Consider the following 20,975-nt stretch of genomic DNA (forward strand, 5'->3'; position numbering starts at 1 on the left):
ACGGTCAGGAGGAGGTCGGCGTGGGGTCGCCCGCGACGGCCTGCTCCACCGTCGGGTAGGTGTGCAGCACCTCGACGAGCCCGCTGACCTCCAGGATGCGCAGCACCCCGCGCTGCGGCGCGGCCAGCCGGACCACGCCCCCGGCCTCGTCGCAGCTGTTCTTGGCGCGCACGAACACCGACAGCCCGGTCGAGTCGCAGAACGAAACCTCCGCCAGGTCGAACACGAGACGGCTGCGGCCCTTGTCCAGCAGGTCCGTGATCTGGTCCTGGAGCTGCGGGGCCGTCGCCATGTCCAGCTCGCCCGCGACCGACACGACGACCACGTCGCCGCGCTGTTCCGTCTGCACCGTCAAGGACATTCGCCGACCTCCTGCTGTTATCGGTGGAACCGTATCCCACGAGCGGGGTTCGGCGCAGAACCGGGAGCGCCGGGGTGCCGGTCGTCATGTCGTTGCCGTGGGACAACTACTTCCCGGCTACCCGGTGGTAGAGTCCGGCCGATCCAGGTCCTAGGGAGGATGCCGTGGCGTTGAGCGCGGAGGAAAGCGGTCGCCTGACCGGTCTGCTCGACGAGCACGCCGAGCGGATCACCCAGCGTTGGGCGGAGCTGCTGGCCGCCTCGCTACGCGGCCGGCTCAGCCAGGCGGAGCTGCGTCGCCAGGTGCAGGAGCTGCACCACGCCGTCATCGAGGCCGCCCGCGGCGGCGGGTTCGACCTGGAGTCCGAATCGGCCGGCGAGCTGCGCGCCGTGCTGGCCGAGCTGTCCCGGGGCCGGGCCCGGCAGGGCTTCACCGCCACCGAGACGGCGATCAGCGTGTACGCCCTCAAGGACGTCCTGCTGGAGCTGCTGGAGGCCGACGCCGCCGACACGGCGCTGCGCGACTACGTGGCCTTCTCCGCCCTGGTCGACCAGATGGGGCTGTTCACCTTCGAGAGCTTCGTCCGCACCCGGGAGAGCCTGATCGCCGACCAGGCCGAGCAGCTGCTCGAACTCTCCACCCCGGTCGTCAAGATCTGGGAGGGCGTGGTCGCCGTCCCGCTGGTGGGCACGCTCGACTCCGCCCGCGCCCAGGTGGTGATGGAGCGGCTGCTCCAGACCCTCGTCGACACCAGCTCGCCGTACGCGATCATCGACATCACCGGCGTGCCGGCGGTCGACACCCAGGTCGCCCAGCACATCCTCAAGACCGTGGTGGCCGCCCGGCTGATGGGCGCCGACTGCATCATCTCCGGCATCCGTCCGCAGATCGCCCAGACCATCGTCGCCCTCGGCATCGAGTTCGGCGACATCGCCACCAAGGCCAGCCTCGCCGACGCGCTGCGACACGTGCTGCGGCTGACAGGCGTGGAAACGGCGCGCCGCCAGCCGCGCCGGGAGTCCTGATGGAGCGGGTGCCGGTCCTGAAGATCGGCGACATCCTGCTCGTCTCGATCCAGGTCGACATGTCCGACCAGACGGCGGTGCAGCTCCAGGAGGACCTGGCCGAGCGGATCGTCGCCACCGGCTGCCACGGCGTGATCATCGACATCACGGCGCTGGACATCGTCGACTCGTTCGTCGGCCGGATGCTCTCCACCATCGCCTCCATCTCCAAGGTGCTCGACGCCGAGACGGTGGTGGTCGGGATGCGTCCCGCCGTCGCCATCACCCTGGTCGAGCTGGGCCTGTCGCTCAACGGCATCCGCACCGCCCTCAACGTGGAGCGGGGCATGGAGCTGATCGCGGCGACCCGCGACGACCACTACGACGTCGACGAGCCCGGCGACCAGCCCACGGACACGAGGTGACCGCGGGCGTCGACCTGGGCCACCCGCAGGCCCAGGCGATCCGCAGCGACGAGGACGTGGTGCGGGTCCGCCAGCTGGTGCGTACGGTCGCGGTGGCGGTCCGGCTCTCGCTGGTCGACCAGACGAAGCTGGTCACCGCCGCCAGCGAACTCGCGCGCAACACCCTGGTCTACGGCGGCGGCGGCAGCGCCGAGGTGTCCGTCGTGGACAACGGCCTGCGGCGCGGGGTGCGGATCGTCTTCGCCGACGACGGCCCCGGCATCGCCGACCTGGACCTGGCCCTCACCGACGGCTACACCACCGGCGGCGGCCTCGGGCTCGGCCTCAGCGGCGCCCGCCGCCTCGTCGACGAGTTCGCCATCGACACCGGCCCGGGGCGGGGCACCCGGATCACGGTCACCAAGTGGTCCCGATGACCCCGGACGCCGTCTCCGACCACGGCCTCTGGTTCCGGGTCGAGAGCGGCAGCGCGGCCAGCTCGGTCCGGCGGGCCGCCGAACGGCTGGGCGCGCAGCTCGGCATCGGCGACGCCCGCACCGCCGACCTGGCCATCGTCGCCGCCGAGCTGACCAGCAACCTGGTCAAGCACGCCGAGGACGGCGTGCTGCTGCTGCGCCCCGTGCGCGTCGGCGACCGGGCCGGCGTGGAACTCGTCGCCATCGACTCCGGGCCGGGCATGGCCGACCTCACGGTCTCCTCCCGGGACGGCCACTCCACCGCCGGCACGCTCGGCATCGGCCTCGGCGCCATCATGCGCCAGGCGGACTGGTTCGACGGCTACTCCCGCCCCGGCCGGGGCACCGTGCTCGCCGTGCAGATCTGGCCGAAGGGGCCCGCCCCGGAGCAGTCCTGGGCCGGGGCGCTGACCCGGCCGCTGACCGGCGAGCAGGTCAGCGGCGACGGATACGCCGTCCGCGTCGCCGAGGGACGGCACCAGGTGCTGGTCTGCGACGGGCTCGGGCACGGCCCCCTGGCCGCGGCCGCGACCGACGCGGCGCTCGCCGCGTTCCGGGCCGCCCCGGCCGCCCCGCCGGCCGCCGTGGTGCAGCACCTGCACCGGTCGATGTCGCATACCCGGGGGGCCGCGCTGGCCGTCGCCGAGCTGGACGGGGAGGCCCACCTGCTCCGGTACGCCGGACTCGGCAACATCGCGGCGACCGTGCTCGCCGAGGGCGAGCGGCGGCGCGGGCTCGTCTCCCTGCCCGGCATCGCCGGCCACCAGCGACCCGTCGTCCGCGAATACGAGTACGCCTTCCCCGCCGGGGCGACGCTGGTGATGCACAGTGACGGGGTGGCGGACCGCTGGCAGTTCGACGACTATCCCGGCCTGGCCGGGCGCGCCCCGCTGGTGCTGGCCGCGACCGTGCTACGCGACGCCGGGGTGCGGCGGGACGACGCGTGCGTACTCGCCGCGAGGGCACCCTGGTGACGGGCCCGGCGGGCGGCCCGGCGCTGCTCCAGATGGCGCTGCGGGTCGAGCACGACATCTTCCTCGTCCGGCAGCGGGGCCGGGAGGTGGCCGAGGCGGTCGGGCTGGAACACCAGGACCAGGTCCGGCTCGCCACCGCGCTGAGCGAGGTGGCCCGGGACCTGCTGCGCCTCTGCGGCGGTGCGGACGTCACCTTCTCCGCCGTCGTCGAGGTGCAGGGCCCGGTCCACCTGCGCGTCGACCTGGCCCTGGTGCGCCCACTCCCCGGCGGCCGGTACGAGCCGCAGTCCGGCGCGGTGGCACGCCTCGTGGACATGCTGGGCGTGGTGGGCCGCGGGGGCGATACGGTCGTGAGGATGTCCCGACGTGTCCCGGCCAACGCGCAGGCGCTGACCCCGGAGCGCCTCGCCGAGCTGCGCGCCGAACTCGGCAGCTCCGCTCCGGCCAGTGCCCTGGACGAGCTCGCCCTCCAGAACGAGCAGCTCATCGCCGCCCTCGACGAGGTGCGCAGCCAGCGCGGCGAGCTGGCCGTGCTCAACGAGGAGCTCCAGGAGACCAACCGGGGCGTGATGGCGCTCTACAACCAGCTCACCGAGGAGCTGGAGGAGACCAACCGGGGCGTGGTCGCGCTCTACGCCGAGCTGGACGAGAAGTCGGCCCAACTCCGCACCGCCAGCGAGTCCAAGAGCCGGTTCCTGGCCAACGTCAGCCACGAGCTGCGCGCCCCGGTGACCGCGGTCATCGGGCTGAGCCGGCTGCTGGCCGACTCCGCGTCCGACCCGCTCACCGCCGAGCAGGCCCGCCAGGTGGGGCTGATCCGGGACTCCGCCACCGACCTGCTCGGCCTGGTCAACGACCTGCTCGACCTCGCGAAGGCCGAGTCCGGGCGGCTGGAGCCGAACTGGACCGAGGTCGACCTACGGGCGGTCTTCGGCCAGCTCCGCGGCACCCTGCGGGCACTGTCCACCAAGCCCGGCGTCGACCTGGTGGTGGAGGACCCGCCGCCGCCCGGCACGGTCCGCTCCGACGAGGTGCTGCTCGCCCAGGTGCTGCGCAACCTGCTGCACAACGGGCTCAAGTTCACCGAGCGGGGCGAGGTCCGGCTGCGGGCCGAGGTCCGCGACGGGCGGTGGCGGCTGGCCGTCTCCGACACCGGCGCGGGTATCGCCCCCGAGCTGCACGAGCGGATCTTCGAGGAGTTCTATCAGGTGCCCGGGAGCACCCGCATCGGCGGCACCGGCCTCGGCCTGCCGTACGCCCGGCGGGTGACGCACCTGCTCGGCGGCACCCTGGAGCTGGTCAGCAGCCTGGGACAGGGGAGCACCTTCACCGTCGTCCTGCCCGTGGGCGGAGCGTGACGGTGGACGGTGGTCAGGGGACCGTGCTGGTCGTCGACGACAGCCGCACCAAGCGCTACCTCCTGGTGAGCTGGCTGAGCCGGGCCGGCTTCGCGACGCTGGAGGCGGAGAGCGGCGGCGAGGCCCTGGCGCGGGTCGGGGTGGACCCGATCGACCTGGTGGTGCTCGACGTCCGGCTGCCCGACCTGACCGGGTTCGAGGTCTGCGAACGGATCAAGAAGGCCCACCCGGCGATGCCGGTGATCCACGTTTCGGCGCACGCGGTCGACGTCAACGACCGGGCGCAGGGCCTGACCCGGGGCGCGGACGCCTACCTGGCCGAGCCCATCGAGCCGGACGAGCTGGTCGCCACCACCCATGCCGTGCTGCGCTACTACCGGGCCCGGCAGCGCGCCGAGCTGCTCGCCGACCGGCTCAGCCGGCTCGCCGAGACGACCCTCGCCGTCAACTCCGCACCGAGCTTCCCCCGCCTGATGGTCGCCGCGGCGAAGGGCGCGGCGGAGATGCTCGCCACCCCCGTCGTCGTGCTGGCCGAGACCATGGACGGGACCACGCTCGCCGCCGCCACCACCGGCCCCGGCGCGGAGCCCGTGGTCCGGCCCTGGCCGATGCCGGCCGGCGACGTGCCGATCGGGGCGATCCTGCGCGAGCAGGTGGACCCGGCCGAGTGGGCGGTGCACGACTGGGGCGGCGAGCCGGAGCTGGTCGTCGCGGTCGCCCGGCTGCGCCCCGACCGGTCCCCCATCTACGTGGCGGTGCCGCCCCGGGCCCTGCTCCCCGACGCCCCGGTGGTGCGGCAGCTCGCCCAGGCCCTCGCGGCGGCCGTGGAGGCGCAGCGCACCCTCGACGAGGAGCACCGGATCGCGGTGACCCTGCAACGCAGCCTGCTGCCGCGCCGGCTGCCCGAGGTGACCGGGCTGGACCTCGCCGTCCGCTACGAGCCGGCCAGCGCGCAGACCGAGGTGGGCGGGGACTTCTACGAGCTGGTGATGCTCGGCGACGAGCTGCTGGTGGCCATCGGCGACGTGGCCGGCCACTCGCTGCACGCGGCGACGGTGATGGCCGAGCTGCGGCACGCGGTGCGGGCGTACGCGGTCGAGGGGCACCCGCCCGGCGTGGTCCTGACCCGGGTCGACGCGCTGATGCGCGCGCTGCTCCCCGGCGAGCTGGCCACCCTCTGCGTGCTGCTGCTGCACCCCGGCACCGGCCGGATCCGGCTGGCCAGCGCCGGTCACCTGCCGCCGCTGATCAGCCGCGCCGGCCAGGTGGAGTACGTCAACCACTCCGCGCCGCTGCTCGGCGTGCGCGCGGACCGCCCCGCCGACCTGGAGTTCGTGCTGCCGGCCGGGTCGACGCTGGTGCTCTACACCGACGGGCTGATCGAGCGGCGGGACGCCACCATCGACGAGGGGCTGGCCGCCCTGGCCCGCTGCGCCGAGACGGTGGACGACGACCTGGAGGGCTTCTGCCAGCGGCTGGTGGTCGAGCTGGCCCCCACGGAGATCCAGGACGACGTGGCGGTGGTGGCGGTCCGCCGCAGGTAAGGAAGGGCACCTTGTTAACGCTTTCTGTTGTAAAGGGGCCCCTTCCTAACACCCGTCGCGCTGCTCGCCCGCCTTCAGCATCAGCCCGGCGAGGTGGACGGCGAGCGTGACGGGCGCGTCAGCGTACTCGTGCAGGAGCCGGCGGCGGGCAGGCGAGCAGGGCCACGGCCCGCCGCGGACCCGGCAGAGCCGGATCGACCGGACCGGCAGATGCCCCCGGGCCGGCGGGCGTTCGCGAGCCTGCGTCGCGTGTTCGCGGGCCGGGTCCCGGGGCCGTTCATCCACTGTGGCTGTCCCTTCTCGACTGGTGCGGGGACGTGCCGTCGTGCCAGTCGCGCCCCCGCGTGGTTCCGCCCGGGTCGGGGAATCGCGGGGGAAGACGACCGAACGGGCCTACTGGGGTCACATTCCGCTGATGTGACGGTTACTGTATGAATGGTCGCGGCCCGGGCCGTCCGGGCGTCCGGGCCGCGATTCCGCAGGTCCCATGGCAACCTGCCCGGCGTGGTGGTCGTGCGCGACTCGAAGGACCGCACCGGCCCGGTGCTGGCGTTCGCCCCGGCGACGTGGGGAGCCTTCCCACCCGCCTCGCCCCGTCCAACTGACCCGCTTCACCCCCCGTTGGCTGACCCGCTTCACCCCGGCCGGCTGAGCGAGCTTCTCGCCGGCCGGTGGAGCGAGCGGGCGTACGCGGCCGGGGTGAGGCCCGTCTCGGCGGCGAACTCGCGGATCAGGTGGGCCTGGTCGGCGTACCCGAGGTCGGCGGCGACGGCCGCCCAGTCCACCGGCCCACCGCTGGCGGCGTGCTCGATCGCCTCCTGGATGCGGTACCGCCGGATCACCCACTTCGGGCCGACGCCGACGTGGTCGAGGAACAGCCGTTGCAGGCGTCGGGTGGTGGTGCCGTGCCGGCGGGCCAGGTCGTCGACCCGCAACACGCTGCGGTCGGTGCGGATCTCCCCGGCCAGCGCCAGCGCCTCCGCCGTCGGCGGGTCGGCCGCCGGGACACTGGCCGCCGCGACGCCGGCCGCCGACGGGGAGGCCGGCAGCGAGGCGGGGCGGGGGTGCCAGGTGAGCAGGAGGGCGTCGAGGGTGGCGGCGCGCTCGTCGTCCGTACCGTCGCAGGGGTGCCGGCCCCCGACGAGCCCGGCGGGCAGCGGGCGGCGCTCGCCGGTCAGCTCGGCGACCGGCCCCGGCCAGAACGGGCGGAACCCGCCGGGGCGGAACTGCACGCCGCTGACCCGGCCGGTGCCGGCGAGGGTGATCCGGAACAGCCCCCGCCCGACGCCGGCCACCTCGGCGGACCCGGAAGCCGGACCGTCCGCCGGGTCGCGGCGGAAGACGAGGTTGACCGCCGGGTGCGGGAGCACCCGCTGCTCGAACGGCTCATCGAGGTCCCAGTCGATCAGCCAGTAGTGCTCGACGTACGGGAGCAGGGCGGCGGCGGGCAGCCGGCGGCGGAAGCGGACCTCGCGCCGCAGCCGCGCGGGGTCGAGGATGCCCCGGTTGTCGGCGCGCGGGCCGCTGTCGCATTTCTTCAAGCTTGCCCTCCCGGGCTGCATACGCTGCCCCTATGACCACGAAGACTAGTGAACTGCTGGCGGATGCCGCGCCACGCGCCGTGGCGGTGGTCCGGGCGATCTCCGACGACCAGTTCGACCTGCCGACCCCGTGCGCGGACTACACCGTGCGGGACCTGCTCGGGCATCTCTTTCAGGTGGTGGTCAACTTCCAGGCGATGGCCGCCCGGCAGTCGGCGGACTGGGCCGACAAGACCGACCTGCTCACCGACGGCTGGCGGGACCGGTTCGCCGCCGAGACGGAGCGGCTGGTGGCGGCGTGGGCCGATCCGGCCGCGCTGGAGGGCGTGTCGCCGGGGATGGGCCTGCCGCAGGAGACCATCGGCGACATGGCGCTGATCGACCTGACCGTGCACGCGTGGGACCTGGCGCGGGCCACCGGCCAGCCGTACGAGGCCGCGCCGGCCGTGATCGCCACGCTTGACGCGTTCATGGACCGGATGGGCGAGATGGGCCAGCAGCAGGGTGCCTTCGCCGCCCCGGTCACCGCCCCGCCGAACGCCACCGACCTGGAGCGTGCCGTAGCCCGGATGGGCCGCGACCCCAACTGGTCCCCGAACTGACCCCCACCCTCGGCAGGGCAGGATGGGGCCGTGGACCTCGTGACGCTCGACGACATCCGGGCCGCCGCCGCCGACATCGCGCCGACCGTCCTGCGCACGCCGCTGCTGGCCGCGCCGTGGGACGACGGGCTGTGGCTGAAACCGGAGAGCCTGCAACCGGTCGGGTCGTTCAAGCTGCGCGGGGCCACCCACGCGGTCGCCCGGCTCGACCCCGACGCGCGGGCCCGGGGGGTGGTCACCCACTCGTCCGGCAACCACGGCCAGGCCCTCGCGTACGCGGCGCGGGCCGCCGGCGTGCCGTGCACGGTGGTGGTGCCCGAGGGCGCGCCGGAGGTGAAGGTCGCCCGGATGCGGGCGTTCGGGGCGGAGGTGCTGCTCGTCCCGCCGGCCCGGCGGCTGGCGGAGGCCCAGCGGATCGTCGCCGAGACGGGGGCGACCCTGGTGCCGCCGTTCGACGACCGGCGGATCATCGCCGGCCAGGGCACCGTCGGGGCGGAGATCGTCGCCGACCTGCCCGACGTCGACGTGGTGCTGGTGCCCGTCGGCGGGGGTGGCCTCGCCTCCGGGGTCGCCACGGCGGTGAAGGCGCTGCGCCCGTCGACCGCCGTGTACGGCGTCGAGCCGCTGCTCGCCGCCGACGCGCGGGAGTCGCTCGCCGCCGGGCGGGTGGTCACCTGGGACGTGGAGCTGGCCTACCGCACCTGCGCGGACGGGCTGCGTACCAACCTGTCGGAGCTGACGCTGGCCCACCTGCGGGACCGCCTCGACGGCATCGTCACGGTGACCGAGGAGGAGATCCGGGCGGCCGCCGGTCGCCTGATCCGCGAGGCCCGGCTGGTCGTCGAGCCCAGCGGCGCGGTGGCCACGGCCGCCCGGCTGTTCCGCGCGGACGAGCTGCCGCCGGGGCGTACGGCCGCGGTGATCACCGGCGGCAACGCCGACCCGCAGGTGCTGGCCGCCCTTCTCACCACCGCGTGACCAGTGGTGAGAAGGGTGCCCTTCTCGACCGGATGCGTTAACAGGGGGCCCTTCCTTACGCGGCGCCCAGGCGGTCGAGGATCCAGGCGTTGACGAACGCCTCCTCGCGCCACGAGTCGTACCGGCCGCTGGGGCCGCCGTGCCCGGCGCCCATCTCCGTCTTGAGCAGGTAGTCGCCCTGCGGGGCGACCGCCCGCAGCCGGGCGATCCACTTGGCCGGCTCGTGGTAGAGCACCCGGGTGTCGTTGAGGCTGGTCACCGCGAGGATCGCCGGGTAGTCCACCGCCGCCACGTTCTCGTACGGCGCGTACGACTTCATGTACGCGTACACCTCCGGGTCGTCGAGGGGGTTGCCCCACTCCTCCCACTCGGTGACGGTCAGCGGCAGCGACGGGTCGAGGATCGAGGTGAGCGGGTCCACGAAGGGCACCTGCGCGACGATGCCCGCGAACGCGTCCGGCGCGAGGTTGGCCACCGCGCCCATCAGCAGGCCGCCGGCCGACGCGCCCCGGGCCACCAGCCGGTCGGCCGACGTCCAGCCCGACTTGACCAGGTGCCGGGCGCAGGCCACGAAGTCGGTGAACGTGTTCTTCTTGGCCAGCATCTTGCCCTGGTCGTACCAGCGCCGGCCCAGCTCGCCGCCGCCCCGCACGTGCGCGACGGCGAAGACCACGCCCCGGTCCAGCAGGGAGAGCCGGGCGACGGAGAACCACGGGTCCATGCTCGCCTCGTACGAGCCGTAGCCGTAGATGACGCAGCCGGCCGAGCCGTCGCGGGGGGTGCCGGCCCGGCAGACCAGCGAGATCGGCACGCGCGTGCCGTCGTCGGCGAGCGCCCAGTCCCGGTGCTGCTCGTAGTCGGCCGGGTCGTACTCGCGGCCGTCCGGGCCGGGCAGGACCGGCTTGCGGCGGCGCAGGGTCAGCTCCCGGGTGACCAGGTCGTAGTCGTACACCGACTCGGGAGCGACCAGCGAGGCGTAGCGCAGCCGGACCTGCCGGGTGCGGTACTCCGGGTTGCTGTCCAGCCCGACGCTGTAGAGCGGCTCGGGGAAGTCGATGTCGTGACCGTCGCCGCCGCCGACCGGCAGCACCCGCAGCCCGGTCAGCCCGTTGGTGCGCAGCGACACGACCAGGTGGTCGGCGAACGCGTCGACCGACTCCAGCCGGGTGCCGGGGGTGTGCGGGATCAGCGGCACCCAGTCGCCGGGCGCGTCCGCCGAGGTGTACGCGAGCGCGAAGTCCTCGGCGTCGTCGTTGTGCAGGATCAGGAAGCGGTGCCCGTGGTGCTCGACGCTGTATTCCACGCCCTGCCGTCGGGGCGCGACGGACGCCGGCTCGCCGGTGGGGTTGCCGGCGGGGATGACCAGCACCTCGCTGGTGATCTTGCTGTGGATGTCGATCAGGACGAACTTCTCCGACCGGGTCAGCTCGACGCCGACCCAGAACCGCTCGTCGTCCTCCTGGTGGACCACCACGTCCTCGGTGGACGGGGTGCCGATCCGGTGCCGCCACACCCGGTGGGGCCGCCAGGCGTCGTCGACGGTGACGTAGAACAGCACCGAGGCATCGGCGGACCAGGCCGTGCCGTAGAACGTGCCCGGCACCTCGTCGGCCAGCACCTCGCCGGTGGTCAGGTCCTTGACCCGCAGCGTGAACCGCTCGTCGCCGCTGAAGTCCGTCGAGTAGGCCAGCCAGCGCCCGTCGGGGCTCACGTCGAACGCGCCGAGGGAGAAGAAGTCGTGCCCCTCGGCGAGCAGGTTGCCGTCGAGCAGCACCTCCTCGCCGTCGAGCGGCGCGCCGTCCACGCTGACCGGCGGGTCGGTCTCGCCGTCGCGCACCGCGCGGCGGCAGTGCACGCCGTACTGCTGGCCCTCGACCGTGCGCGTGTAGTACCAGTGGTCGCCCTTGCGGGCCGGCACCGACAGGTCGGTCTCCTGGGTGCGCCGGCGCGTCTCCTCGAACAGGGCGGCCCGCAGCTCCGCCAGGTGCGCGGTGCGCGCCTCGGTGTGCGCGTTCTCCGCCGTCAGGTGGGCGATCGTCTCCGGGTCGTCCTTGGCGGCCAGCCAGGCGTACTCGTCGACGACGGTGTCGCCGTGGTGGGTGCGCTCGCTGGGGACCCGCTTGGCGACGGGCACGGGAGTCTCGGTGGTCACGCCGGTCAGGTTACCGTCCGTCGGGACGCCGGCACCCGCCCGGCGAGATCGACGCCCGACGCCGGCCCGGCGGCACGACCGACTGTTCGAACACATGTACGATTGCGGCCATGGCGGCAGCAGCGGGGTCCATCGATCGGTCCGGGGCAGTGGGCATCACCCGTCGGCTGGCGGAGATCTGTGGCCCGCCCTTCGCGCGGTTCGCGGGGGCGGCCGACGAGGTGGCCGGCGCGCAGGCCCGGTGGGTGGCCGTGCCCGGCGCCCCGCAGGCCGCGGCCGAGGTGCTGCGGCTGGCCGCCGCCCACGACCTGACGGTGGTGCCCCGGGGCGCCGGCACGAAGATCGACTGGGGGGTCGCCCCCGCGCACGTCGACATCATGCTCGACACCGGGCGGCTGGCCGGCATCTGCCACCGGCCGGTCGACGGCGGCGTGGCCGAGATCGGCGCGGGCACCCCGCTGCGGGCCGCCCAGGCCGCCCTGGAGCGGGCGGGGCTGCGGCTGGCCCTCGACGCGCCCTCGCCCGGGGCCACCGTCGGCGGGGTGCTGGCCACCGACGAGTCCGGCCCGCTGCGGCACCGCCACGGCGGTCCCTGCGACCAACTGGTCGGCCTGCGCTACCTGGACGCGGCCGGCGAGCTGATCAGTGCCGGCGGCGGCGCGCCCGGCCTGGAGTTGGCCCGGCTGCTGTGCGGGTCGCAGGGCGGCCTCGGCGTGCTCGTCTCGGCCACCCTGCGGGTACAGCCGGTGCCGGCCAGCCAGGCCTGGGTCACCCGCCCGGTGTGGAGCCCACTGGAGGTCGACGACCTGGTCCGGGAGGTGCTCGCCGCCCGGCTCGACCCGGCGGCCGTGGAGCTGGACCTGCCGGCCCGGGCCAACCGGGTGCGCCCGCCGCTGCACCCCGACTCCCCGGAGGCCCTGGCCAGGGCCCGCCACCCCGCCATGTTCCGGCGCACGGTGACCCCGGCCGGGGCGGGCAGCCTGACCGTGCTGCTGGAGGGCGGTCCCGCCGACGTCGCCGAACGCGCCGACGGCCTGCGCGGCCTGCTGGGCGGGGAGGCCAAGATCGAAAGCTCGGCGCCGCAGTGGTGGCGGCGTTATCCGTTCGGTCCCGGCGAGACCGCGCTGCGCATCGAGGTGCCGGTCAGCGATCTGCACGCGGCCGTCTACGCGCTGCGCGACGCGGCCGGCGGCCCGGTGCCGGTGCGGGGCTCCGCCGGGCAGGGGGTGCTGCACGCCGGCCTGCCCGGCACCCTGCCCGCCGAGCGGGTGGCGTCCATCGTCGCCGGGGTGCGGGCCGTCCTGCTCGCCCGGCGGGGCCGGTGCGTGGTGGTCGCCGCGCCGCCGCCGGTGCGGGAGGCTGTCGACCTGTGGGGCGAGCTGGCCTCGCTGCCCCGGCTGCGGGCGGCGAAGGAATACCTGGACCCGCACCAGCGCCTGGCCCCGGGCCGTCTCCCCGGCGGCCTCTGACCGGCCCGCGCAGGCTCGCCGGGGCGGCCGGGCGTGGGGGCGGCTCGCAATGTCGGCGACATCGCGGTATCCCCGGGGCCGGGATACCCTCATGTCGCCGACATTGTGGCGCGGCCCCGTCCGGCGCGGCCCGCCCGGCGCAGGCCCGCTCGGCGCGGACTCGTCCCGCGGAGGCCCGCCCCCGCGTGGACCCCGGCGCAGGTCCGCGCCAGGGCCGGGCGTCAGCGACGGTCGTTGCGCAGCACCAGGATCGCGATGTCGTCGCGGGGCGTCTCGGCCGAGAACCCGATCGCCGTCGTCCGCAGCCGGGCGGCCACCACGTCGGCCGAGTAGCCGGCCAGCGGCGCGGCGGACTCCCGCAGCCGCTCCGTGCCGAACAGCTCCCGGCCGCGCCGACGCTCGGTCACCCCGTCGGTGTAGAAGATCAGCGAGTCGCCGGGGGCCAGGGTCAGCTCGGTGGCCGGGGAGGCGATCGCGTCGAGCAGGCCGAGCGCGGTGCCGCCGGCCCCGACGAACGCGGCCCCGTCGCCGGCCCGCAGCAGCACCGGGCGGTCGTGGCCGGCCAGGTGCAGGGACACGTCGAGCTGGTCGCCCTCGCCCGGCCCGACGGCCGCCAGCGCCAGCGTGCAGTAGCGCCCGCCGCCCCGCTCGACCAGCGTGTTGTTGAGCCGGCCCAGCGCCTCCGGCAGCGGCTTGCCGTCGCTGACCAGCACCCGGATGACGTCGCGGACCAGCCCGGTGACGGCCGCCGCCTCGACCCCCTTGCCGGACACGTCGCCGACCACCACGAGCCAGCGCCCGTCGGGCAGGGGGAGCACGTCGTAGAAGTCGCCACCCACCTCGGCGTCGTCGCCGGTCGGCACGTACTCCGCGGCGAAGCCGATGCCGTCGACGACCGGCAGGACCGGCGGCAGCAGCGACCGCTGGAGCGTCTGCGCCACCCGCCGCCGCTCGGCGTGGATCCGGGCGTTTTCGATGGCCAGGGCCGCCCGCCGGGCCACGTCCTCCAGCACGGCCACCTCGTCGGGGTCGTGCCGGTGCCGCTGGTGGCGGCCCACCGCCAGGGTGCCGAGCCGCTGCCCGCGCGCCACCAGCGGGACGGCGAAGCCCTCCATCGGCCCGCCCAGCGGCACCTGCGACCCGATCCGGGACGCCTCCCGCAGCCGGGACTGCACCGAGTCCGTCCCCGTCTCGCGGAGCACCTTGTGCAGTTGCGGCAGCACCGACTCGTCGGCGTGGGTGGCCGCCGCGAGCCGCAGCCGGCCCCACTCGTCGGCCGTGTGCACCGCGCACCACTGGCCGAGCCGGGGCACGACGAGCTGCGGGATCAGCACCATCGTCAGCTCGACGTCGAGGGACTGGGCGAGCAGCTCGCCCGCCTCGGCCAGGAACGTCAGCCAGGCCTGTCGCCGCACGTCGGCCCGGCGCAGCCGGTCGTTCTCCAGGTGCAGCGAGAGCCGCTCGGCGGTCAGCACGGCGAGCGGCCTCGCGTACGTCGAGGGGGCCGCGTCCAGCTCCAGCTCCCCGGAGTACGGCCGGTGCACCGCCAGCGGCACCCGCAGCAGCTCGTTGCCGGTGCGGGGGGTGCGACCGTAGCGGGCCAGCACCTGCCGGCCCAGCCCGTCGCCCCGGTCGAGTCGGACGAGTCCGCCGGCCGCGCCGACCATCTCGGCGAGCCGGGTGAGCAGGTCGGTGGCGAAGTCGGGCAGCGGGTCGTCGGCGTACTGGTCGGGGGCGGTCTGCATCAGCTCGCTCATCGCCCCGGCGCTGGGCCCCGCGTGCTCCGCGCCGCCGGCCGACGTCGGCGTGCCCCCGGCGGCGCCGGCCTGGGGGCCGGCGGCGACCCGCTGCCCGTCGGCGACGCCGGCCCGGTCCAGCCGGAACCACACCCCCTTGCCGGTGGGCAGGTAGGTCGTGCCCCACCGGCTGGCGAAGTGGTCCACCAGCAGCAGCCCCCGGCCCCGCTCGGACACCTCGTTGATCTCCGAGGTGTCGTTGCGTACGCCGATGGTCAGCTCGTCGACGGACCCGGCGGCGAAGTCGGAGACCGTCACGGTGAGGCCGACGTCGTCGCCGACGACCTCGATGTCCAGCTCGGTGCGGGCGTGTTCGACGGCGTTGGTGGTCAGCTCGGTGGTGAGCAGCAGAGCCTCGTTGAGCAGGTCGTCGAGGCGCGCGGCGGCGAGCACGGAGCGGACCAGGGCGCGGGCGGCGGCCGGTGTGCGCCGGTCCGCGGGCAGCCGGACCCGCCGGACGCGCTCGTCCGGACCGTCGAACGCCGCCGGCCCCGCCTCCGCTGACACCTCCGTATCCTCCACCGCCGCCGGGCCCCGCGCCAAGCTGATCCGGCACTCGGGGCCGTCGCGCCGGACGGGCCGCGGCCCGGCGACGGCGGCGTCGCCGGGCGTGGCGGGCCGGCGGGCGGCGCGTCCGGGGAGCCCAGCCGGGCACAATGAGGGAACGGCCGGTGCGTTCGACGGGCGCCGGCGGCCCCCGGAACTCAGCGAGGAATGCGATGACCACGGCGAAACACCAGGTAGCCGCGGACCCGTCCGCGCCGGACCAGGCCGCGCTGCTCGGCGAACTGGCAGAGGCGCTGCGGCGCGTGCGCGGTGGCGACCTGAAGGTGCGGCTGCGCCCCCGGGCGGGCGCGGCCGGCGAGGTGGCGGACGCGTTCAACGAGGTGGTGGCGCTCCAGGAGCGGCAGCACCGCGACCTGCTGCGGATCAGCCGGGTCGTCGGCCGCGACGGCCGGCTCAACGAGCGCCTGGAGGAGGAGGGGCTGGAGGGCTCCTGGGCGGAGGACCAGCGGGCGGTCAACTCGCTGATCGACGGCCTGGGCCGGCCGACCACCGAGATCGCCCGGGTGATCGTGGCGGTGGCCGACGGCGACCTCTCCCAGCACATGGCGTTGGAGATCGACGGCCGCCCGCTGCGGGGCGAGTACCTGCGGATCGGCCGCACGGTCAACACGATGGTCGACCAGCTCTCGTCGTTCTCCAACGAGGTGACCCGGGTGGCCCGGGAGGTGGGCACCGAGGGCAAGCTCGGCGGCCAGGCCGACGTGCGCGGCGTGGCCGGCACCTGGAAGGACCTCACCGACTCGGTGAACACCATGGCGTGGAACCTGACCGGCCAGGTGCGGTCGATCTCCCAGGTGGCGACGGCCGTGGCGAAGGGCGACCTGTCGCAGAAGATCACGGTCGGGGCGCGCGGCGAGGTCGCCGAGCTGGCCGACACGATGAACTCGCTCACCGACACGCTGCGCCTCTTCGCCGAGCAGGTGACCCGGGTGGCGCGCGAGGTGGGCACGGAGGGCAAACTCGGCGGCCAGGCCGACGTGCCGAACGTCGCCGGCACCTGGAAGGACCTGACCGACAGCGTCAACTCGATGGCGTCGAACCTGACCGCGCAGGTGCGCAACATCGCCCAGGTCTCGACGGCCGTCGCCCGGGGCGACCTGTCGCAGAAGATCACCGTCGCCGCCCAGGGCGAGATCCTGGAGCTGAAGGACACCGTGAACACGATGGTGGACCAGCTCAGTTCGTTCGCCGACGAGGTGACGCGGGTGGCGCGTGAGGTGGGTATCGAGGGCAAGCTGGGCGGGCAGGCCCAGGTGCGCGGGGTCTCCGGCACCTGGCGCGACCTCACCGAGAACGTCAACCAGCTCGCCGGCAATCTGACCAGCCAGGTCCGCAACATCTCGCAGGTCTCGACGGCGGTGGCGAAGGGCGACCTGAGCCAGAAGATCACGGTGGACGCGCAGGGCGAGATCCTGGAGCTGAAGAACACCGTCAACACGATGGTGGACCAGCTCAGCTCGTTCGCCGACGAGGTGACGCGCGTCGCGCGTGAGGTGGGCACCGAGGGCAAGCTGGGCGGTCAGGCCCAGGTCAAGGGCGTTCTGGGTACGTGGCGCGACCTCACGGACAACGTGAACTCGATGGCGTCGAACCTGACGTCGCAGGTGCGCAACATCGCCTCGGTGACCACGGCGGTGGCGAAGGGTGACCTGTCGCAGAAGATCACGGTGGATGCCCGGGGTGAGATCCTGGAGCTGAAGTCGACGGTGAACACGATGGTGGACCAGCTCAGTTCGTTCGCCGACGAGGTGACGCGGGTGGCGCGTGAGGTGGGCACCGAGGGCAAGCTGGGCGGTCAGGCCCAGGTGCGCGGCGTCGCGGGCACCTGGCGCGACCTGACCGACAACGTCAACTCGATGGCGTCGAACCTCACCGCCCAGGTGCGCAACATCGCCCAGGTCTCCACGGCGGTGGCGAAGGGTGACCTGTCGCAGAAGATCACGGTGGATGCCCGGGGTGAGATCCTGGAGCTGAAGTCGACGGTGAACACGATGGTGGACCAGCTCAGTTCGTTCGCCGACGAGGTGACGCGGGTGGCGCGTGAGGTGGGCACCGAGGGCAAGCTGGGCGGTCAGGCGCAGGTGAAGGGCGTCTCCGGCACGTGGCGGGACCTCACGGACAACGTGAACTCGATGGGGTCGAACCTGACGTCGCAGGTGCGCAACATCGCCTCGGTGACCACGGCGGTGGCGAAGGGCGACCTGAGCCAGAAGATCACGGTGGACGCGCAGGGCGAGATCCTGGAGCTGAAGAACACCGTCAACACGATGGTGGACCAGCTCCGGTCGTTCGCCGACGAGGTGACCCGGGTGGGCCGCGAGGTCGGCATCGAGGGCAAGCTGGGCGCGCAGGCCCAGGTGAAGGGCGTCTCCGGCACGTGGCGGGACCTGACGGAGAACGTCAACCAGCTCGCCTCGACGCTCACCACCCAGCTCCGGGCCATCGCCCAGGTGTCGACGTCGGTGACCCGGGGCGACCTGACCCAGCGGATCGCGGTCGAGGCGCAGGGCGAGGTCGCCGACCTGAAGGACAACATCAACCAGATGATCGTCACCCTCCGGGAGACGACGAAGAAGAACGCCGAGCAGGGCTGGCTGGACTCCAACCTGGCCCGCATCGGCGGCCTGCTCCAGGGGCAGCGCGATCTCGGCGAGGTCTGCCGGATGATCATGATGGAGGTGACCCCGCTGGTCGACGCGCAGCTCGGCGCGTTCTTCCTGGCGGACACCTCCGACGGCAGCATGCGGCTGCGGCTGACCGCCTCGTACGGGTACGTGGCGCGGGGGCACGACGTCACGTTCGGGCCGGGCGAGGGACTGGTCGGGCAGGCCGCCCTCTCCCGGCGGACGATCCGGGTGAGCGCCTCGCCGGACGGCCGGCTCACCCTGCGTTCCGGGCTGGCCAACACCCCGCCGGCCGACCTGGTGGTGCTCCCCGTCCTGTTCGAGGGCGAGCTGCTCGGCGTGATCGAGTTCGCCGGTGTGGCGGCCTTCCCCGACCTGCACCTGGCGTTCCTGGAACGGCTGGTGCTGACCATCGGCGTGGCGGTCAACACCATCCAGGCCAACCGGCGCACCGAGGAGCTGCTGGCGCAGTCGCAGCGGCTGGCCCACGAGCTCCAGGAGCAGTCGGCCGAGTTGCAGCGCACCAACGCCGAGCTGGAGGACAAGGCCCAGCTCCTGTCGGAGCAGAAGGCCAACATCGAGACCCAGAACCGGGAGATCGAGCTGGCCCGGCTGGGCCTGGAGGACAAGGCGCAGCAGCTCACCCGGGCGTCGGCGTACAAGTCGGAGTTCCTGGCCAACATGAGCCACGAGCTGCGTACGCCGCTGAACTCGCTGCTGCTGCTCGCGCGGCTGCTGGTGGAGAACTCGGAGCAGAACCTCACCCCGAAGCAGATCGAGTTCGCCCGGACGATCCACGGCTCCGGCTCGGACCTGCTGCGCCTGATCGACGACATCCTCGACCTGTCGAAGATCGAGGCGGGCCGGATGGACGTCGAGCCGACGGAGGTCCAGTTCGCCGAGATCCGGGGGTACGTCGAGCAGGCGTTCGCCCCGCAGGCGGAGGAGAAGGGCCTCGACTTCCAGGTGCGGCTGGCCAAGGAGCTGCCCCCGGCGCTGGTCACCGACGCGCAGCGGTTGCAGCAGATCCTGCGCAACCTGCTCTCCAACGCGGTGAAGTTCACCGACAACGGCGCGGTGACGCTGCGCATCGCCCCGGCCCCCGAGAACGTCGTGTTCGACGTGCCGGCGCTGACCAACGCCCGTCAGGTGATCGCCTTCACGGTGATCGACACGGGCATCGGCATCTCGGACGACAAGCTGTCGCTGATCTTCGAGGCGTTCCAGCAGGCGGACGGCACGACCAGCCGCCGCTACGGCGGGACGGGGCTGGGCCTGTCGATCAGCCGGGACCTGGCCCGCCTGCTCGGCGGCTCGATCACGGTCAGCTCGGCGCCCGGGGAGGGTTCGACGTTCACCCTCTACGTGCCGGAGGTGCTGGCGCCGGACGCGGTGGTCGCGCCCGCGCCGCCCTCGCCGGCCCGGGCGGGCCTGCCGTCGTCGCTGCTCATGCCCCCGCTGGAGCTTCCGGAGCCGGCCGACACGCCGGGGACCCGCCGGCTGGAGGGCGTGACCGTGCTGATCATCGACGACGATGTGCGAAATGTCTTCGCTCTGACCAGCGCATTGGAGTTGCACGGTATGACCGTGTTGTACTCGGACAACGGGGCGGACGGGGTCCGCCTGCTGGCCGAGCATCCGGAGGTGGACATCGTGCTGATGGACGCGATGATGCCCGACCAGGACGGCTACGAGACGACCCGGCAGATCCGCCGCAACCACCACTTCGCCGACCTCCCGATCGTCTTCCTGACCGCGAAGGCGATGCCGGGGGACCGCGAGTCCGCGCTCGCGGCGGGAGGCAGCGACTACATCACCAAACCGGTCGACCTGGACGAGCTGATCGAGCTGATGTCGTCCTGGGCGAGCGGCAGCCGAGGCGAGGAGAGTTCGTGATTCAGACGGCCAAGGCGCTGCTGGTCGACGACCGGCGGGAGAACCTGATGGCCCTGGAGGCGATCCTCCAGGGACTGCCCGTGCAGTCGGTGGCGGTGGAGAGCGGCGAGGCGGCGCTCAAGCAGTTGCTGGTGGACGACTTCGCGGTCATCCTGCTGGACGCGCAGATGCCCGACATGGACGGCTTCGAGACCGCCAGCCACATCAAGCGGCGGGAACGCACCCGGCACGTGCCGATCATCTTCCTCACCGCCGCCGACAAGGACGCCCAGCTCGCCCTGCGCGGGTACGCGGTGGGCGCGGTGGACTACCTGACCAAGCCCTTCGACCCGTGGGTGCTGCGGGCCAAGGTGTCGGTCTTCGTGGAGCTGTGGGTGAAGACCCGGCAGTTGGCGGCGCAGTCCGACCTGGTCCGCGAACGCGAGACGCAGTGGCGGGCGCTCACCGACGCGGTCGACGAGGCCACGGCGCTGCTGCGCGGCGACGCGCCGGACGGCCGCGCCCGCGCCGTGGAGCTCCTCGAACAGGCCCGCTGGGGCAACAGCCTCTAGACCGCGCGGCACCGGAGTCCTCTGGATCGCGCGGCACCGGAGCCGCTGGAACGCGTGACACCGGGCCGGCCGCGTCGACCGGTGGGGCGGTGGCCGGCGGAGGGGCGGTCGGCAGGCGCGGTGGCCGGTGGAGTGGCGGCCGGCGGGGCGGTCAGCGGCCGGCCGGGTGCCCGTCGTGCCCGGTGGCGGCGCGCCGGGCCCGCCAGCGCTCGCCCAGCGCGTCGATCTCCTCCTGGACGAAGACGAAGAAGTCGCGCATCTCGGAGACCCGCTCGCCGGCCACGGTGCCGCGTCCGTTCAGGGCGTCGACCCCGCCGTCGGCGAGGTCGATGAGGTTCTTGTAGATCCCGGTCTTGGTGAGGGTCCCCTCGTACCAGGGGTTGTCGGGCAGCCGGTAGCGGTCGCGGCGGGAGCCCTTCACCGGCTCGCGGACCAGCATGCCGAACTGGGTCAGGTAGCGGACCGCGCCGGAGACGGCCGCCGCGCTGACGCCGAGCCGCTCGCCGATCTCGGCGGCGGTCAGCGGGTCGTCCGCGCTCATGACCGTGAACAGCACCCGGGCCGCCATCCGGGGGAAGCCGACCTCCGCGAAGGCCATGGCCATCCGTTCGACGAAGTGGTGGACCGCCTCCTCGTTGCGGCGGGGCGGATCGGCGGCGCTCATCGGGTTCTCCTTGG

General features: G+C 73.8%; 17 protein-coding genes and 1 pseudogene. 12 read left to right on the forward strand and 6 right to left on the reverse strand.

From position 1 onward, the window contains the following. Positions 1–4: 4 nt before the first annotated feature. On the reverse strand, positions 5–361 hold the full coding sequence (locus O7633_RS20430) for an STAS domain-containing protein (protein ID WP_178062926.1): 357 nt from the start codon (positions 359–361) through the stop codon (positions 5–7). A gap of 164 nt (positions 362–525) precedes the next feature. Here O7633_RS20430 and O7633_RS20435 point away from each other — a divergent pair, with 164 nt between their 5' ends. Genes O7633_RS20435 through O7633_RS20460 form a run of 6 tightly spaced genes read left to right on the forward strand, consistent with a single transcriptional unit; the run spans position 526 to position 6,121 of the window. Next, complete coding sequence (locus O7633_RS20435) at positions 526–1,386, forward strand: STAS domain-containing protein (protein ID WP_278130873.1); 861 nt, start codon at positions 526–528, stop codon at positions 1,384–1,386. Continuing rightward, positions 1,386–1,790, forward strand: a complete 405-nt coding sequence (locus tag O7633_RS20440) for an STAS domain-containing protein (protein ID WP_278130875.1) — start codon at positions 1,386–1,388, stop codon at positions 1,788–1,790. Before O7633_RS20435 ends, O7633_RS20440 begins: the two co-directional genes overlap by 1 nt. Next, a complete protein-coding gene (locus tag O7633_RS20445) occupies positions 1,787–2,206 on the forward strand; it encodes an ATP-binding protein (RefSeq protein ID WP_178062929.1) in 420 nt (139 codons plus the stop codon). The genes O7633_RS20440 and O7633_RS20445 overlap by 4 nt, the downstream gene beginning before the upstream one ends. Then, positions 2,203–3,219, forward strand: coding sequence for an ATP-binding SpoIIE family protein phosphatase (locus tag O7633_RS20450; protein ID WP_282328603.1), 1,017 nt, complete (start codon positions 2,203–2,205; stop codon positions 3,217–3,219). Before O7633_RS20445 ends, O7633_RS20450 begins: the two co-directional genes overlap by 4 nt. A gap of 32 nt (positions 3,220–3,251) precedes the next feature. Further along, entirely contained in the window at positions 3,252–4,577 is a 1,326-nt protein-coding gene (locus O7633_RS20455; RefSeq protein WP_282328604.1) for a sensor histidine kinase, read from the forward strand. A gap of 2 nt (positions 4,578–4,579) precedes the next feature. Further along, positions 4,580–6,121, forward strand: coding sequence for a SpoIIE family protein phosphatase (locus tag O7633_RS20460; RefSeq protein ID WP_282323552.1), 1,542 nt, complete (start codon positions 4,580–4,582; stop codon positions 6,119–6,121). A gap of 45 nt (positions 6,122–6,166) precedes the next feature. Here the strand turns inward: O7633_RS20460 and O7633_RS20465 are convergent, their stop codons facing one another. Next, positions 6,167–6,406, reverse strand: coding sequence for a hypothetical protein (locus O7633_RS20465; protein WP_278130880.1), 240 nt, complete (start codon positions 6,404–6,406; stop codon positions 6,167–6,169). A gap of 204 nt (positions 6,407–6,610) precedes the next feature. Here O7633_RS20465 and O7633_RS20470 point away from each other — a divergent pair. After that, positions 6,611–6,700: pseudogene (locus O7633_RS20470) on the forward strand (DUF397 domain-containing protein); the annotation flags it as partial. A gap of 56 nt (positions 6,701–6,756) precedes the next feature. On the opposite strand, the gene O7633_RS20475 reads toward O7633_RS20470, so the two are convergent. Then, positions 6,757–7,662 carry a helix-turn-helix domain-containing protein gene (locus tag O7633_RS20475; protein WP_282323553.1) on the reverse strand — a complete coding sequence of 302 codons (906 nt, stop codon included), beginning with the start codon at positions 7,660–7,662 and terminating at the stop codon, positions 6,757–6,759. 32 nt (positions 7,663–7,694) lie between these two features. Between O7633_RS20475 and O7633_RS20480 the strand changes: the two genes are divergently transcribed. Further along, on the forward strand, positions 7,695–8,264 hold the full coding sequence (locus O7633_RS20480) for a TIGR03086 family metal-binding protein (RefSeq protein ID WP_282323554.1): 570 nt from the start codon (positions 7,695–7,697) through the stop codon (positions 8,262–8,264). 30 nt (positions 8,265–8,294) lie between these two features. Further along, positions 8,295–9,242 (forward strand): threonine/serine dehydratase, encoded by a 948-nt coding sequence (locus tag O7633_RS20485; RefSeq protein ID WP_282323555.1) that lies wholly within the window; start codon positions 8,295–8,297, stop codon positions 9,240–9,242. Between the two features lie 55 nt (positions 9,243–9,297). Here O7633_RS20485 and O7633_RS20490 read toward each other — a convergent pair whose 3' ends face one another. Beyond that, positions 9,298–11,394 carry a S9 family peptidase gene (locus tag O7633_RS20490; RefSeq protein ID WP_282323556.1) on the reverse strand — a complete coding sequence of 699 codons (2,097 nt, stop codon included), beginning with the start codon at positions 11,392–11,394 and terminating at the stop codon, positions 9,298–9,300. A gap of 110 nt (positions 11,395–11,504) precedes the next feature. Between O7633_RS20490 and O7633_RS20495 the strand changes: the two genes are divergently transcribed. Continuing rightward, positions 11,505–12,863 (forward strand): FAD-binding oxidoreductase, encoded by a 1,359-nt coding sequence (locus tag O7633_RS20495; protein ID WP_282323557.1) that lies wholly within the window; start codon positions 11,505–11,507, stop codon positions 12,861–12,863. Positions 12,864–13,084: 221 nt separating this feature from the next. On the opposite strand, the gene O7633_RS20500 is transcribed toward O7633_RS20495, so the two are convergent. Continuing rightward, a complete protein-coding gene (locus O7633_RS20500) occupies positions 13,085–15,166 on the reverse strand; it encodes a SpoIIE family protein phosphatase (protein WP_282323558.1) in 2,082 nt (693 codons plus the stop codon). Positions 15,167–15,378: 212 nt separating this feature from the next. Here O7633_RS20500 and O7633_RS20505 point away from each other — a divergent pair, with 212 nt between their 5' ends. Then, on the forward strand, positions 15,379–19,746 hold the full coding sequence (locus O7633_RS20505) for a HAMP domain-containing protein (protein WP_282323559.1): 4,368 nt from the start codon (positions 15,379–15,381) through the stop codon (positions 19,744–19,746). Continuing rightward, on the forward strand, positions 19,743–20,297 hold the full coding sequence (locus O7633_RS20510; protein ID WP_074475491.1) for a response regulator: 555 nt from the start codon (positions 19,743–19,745) through the stop codon (positions 20,295–20,297). Before O7633_RS20505 ends, O7633_RS20510 begins: the two co-directional genes overlap by 4 nt. Positions 20,298–20,448: 151 nt before the next feature. On the opposite strand, the gene O7633_RS20515 is transcribed toward O7633_RS20510, so the two are convergent. Then, complete coding sequence (locus O7633_RS20515) at positions 20,449–20,961, reverse strand: MarR family transcriptional regulator (RefSeq protein WP_278130896.1); 513 nt, start codon at positions 20,959–20,961, stop codon at positions 20,449–20,451. Positions 20,962–20,975 lie beyond the last annotated feature (14 nt).

It is taken from the genome of Micromonospora sp. WMMD712 (assembly GCF_029581295.1).
Taxonomy (GTDB): domain Bacteria; phylum Actinomycetota; class Actinomycetes; order Mycobacteriales; family Micromonosporaceae; genus Micromonospora; species Micromonospora carbonacea.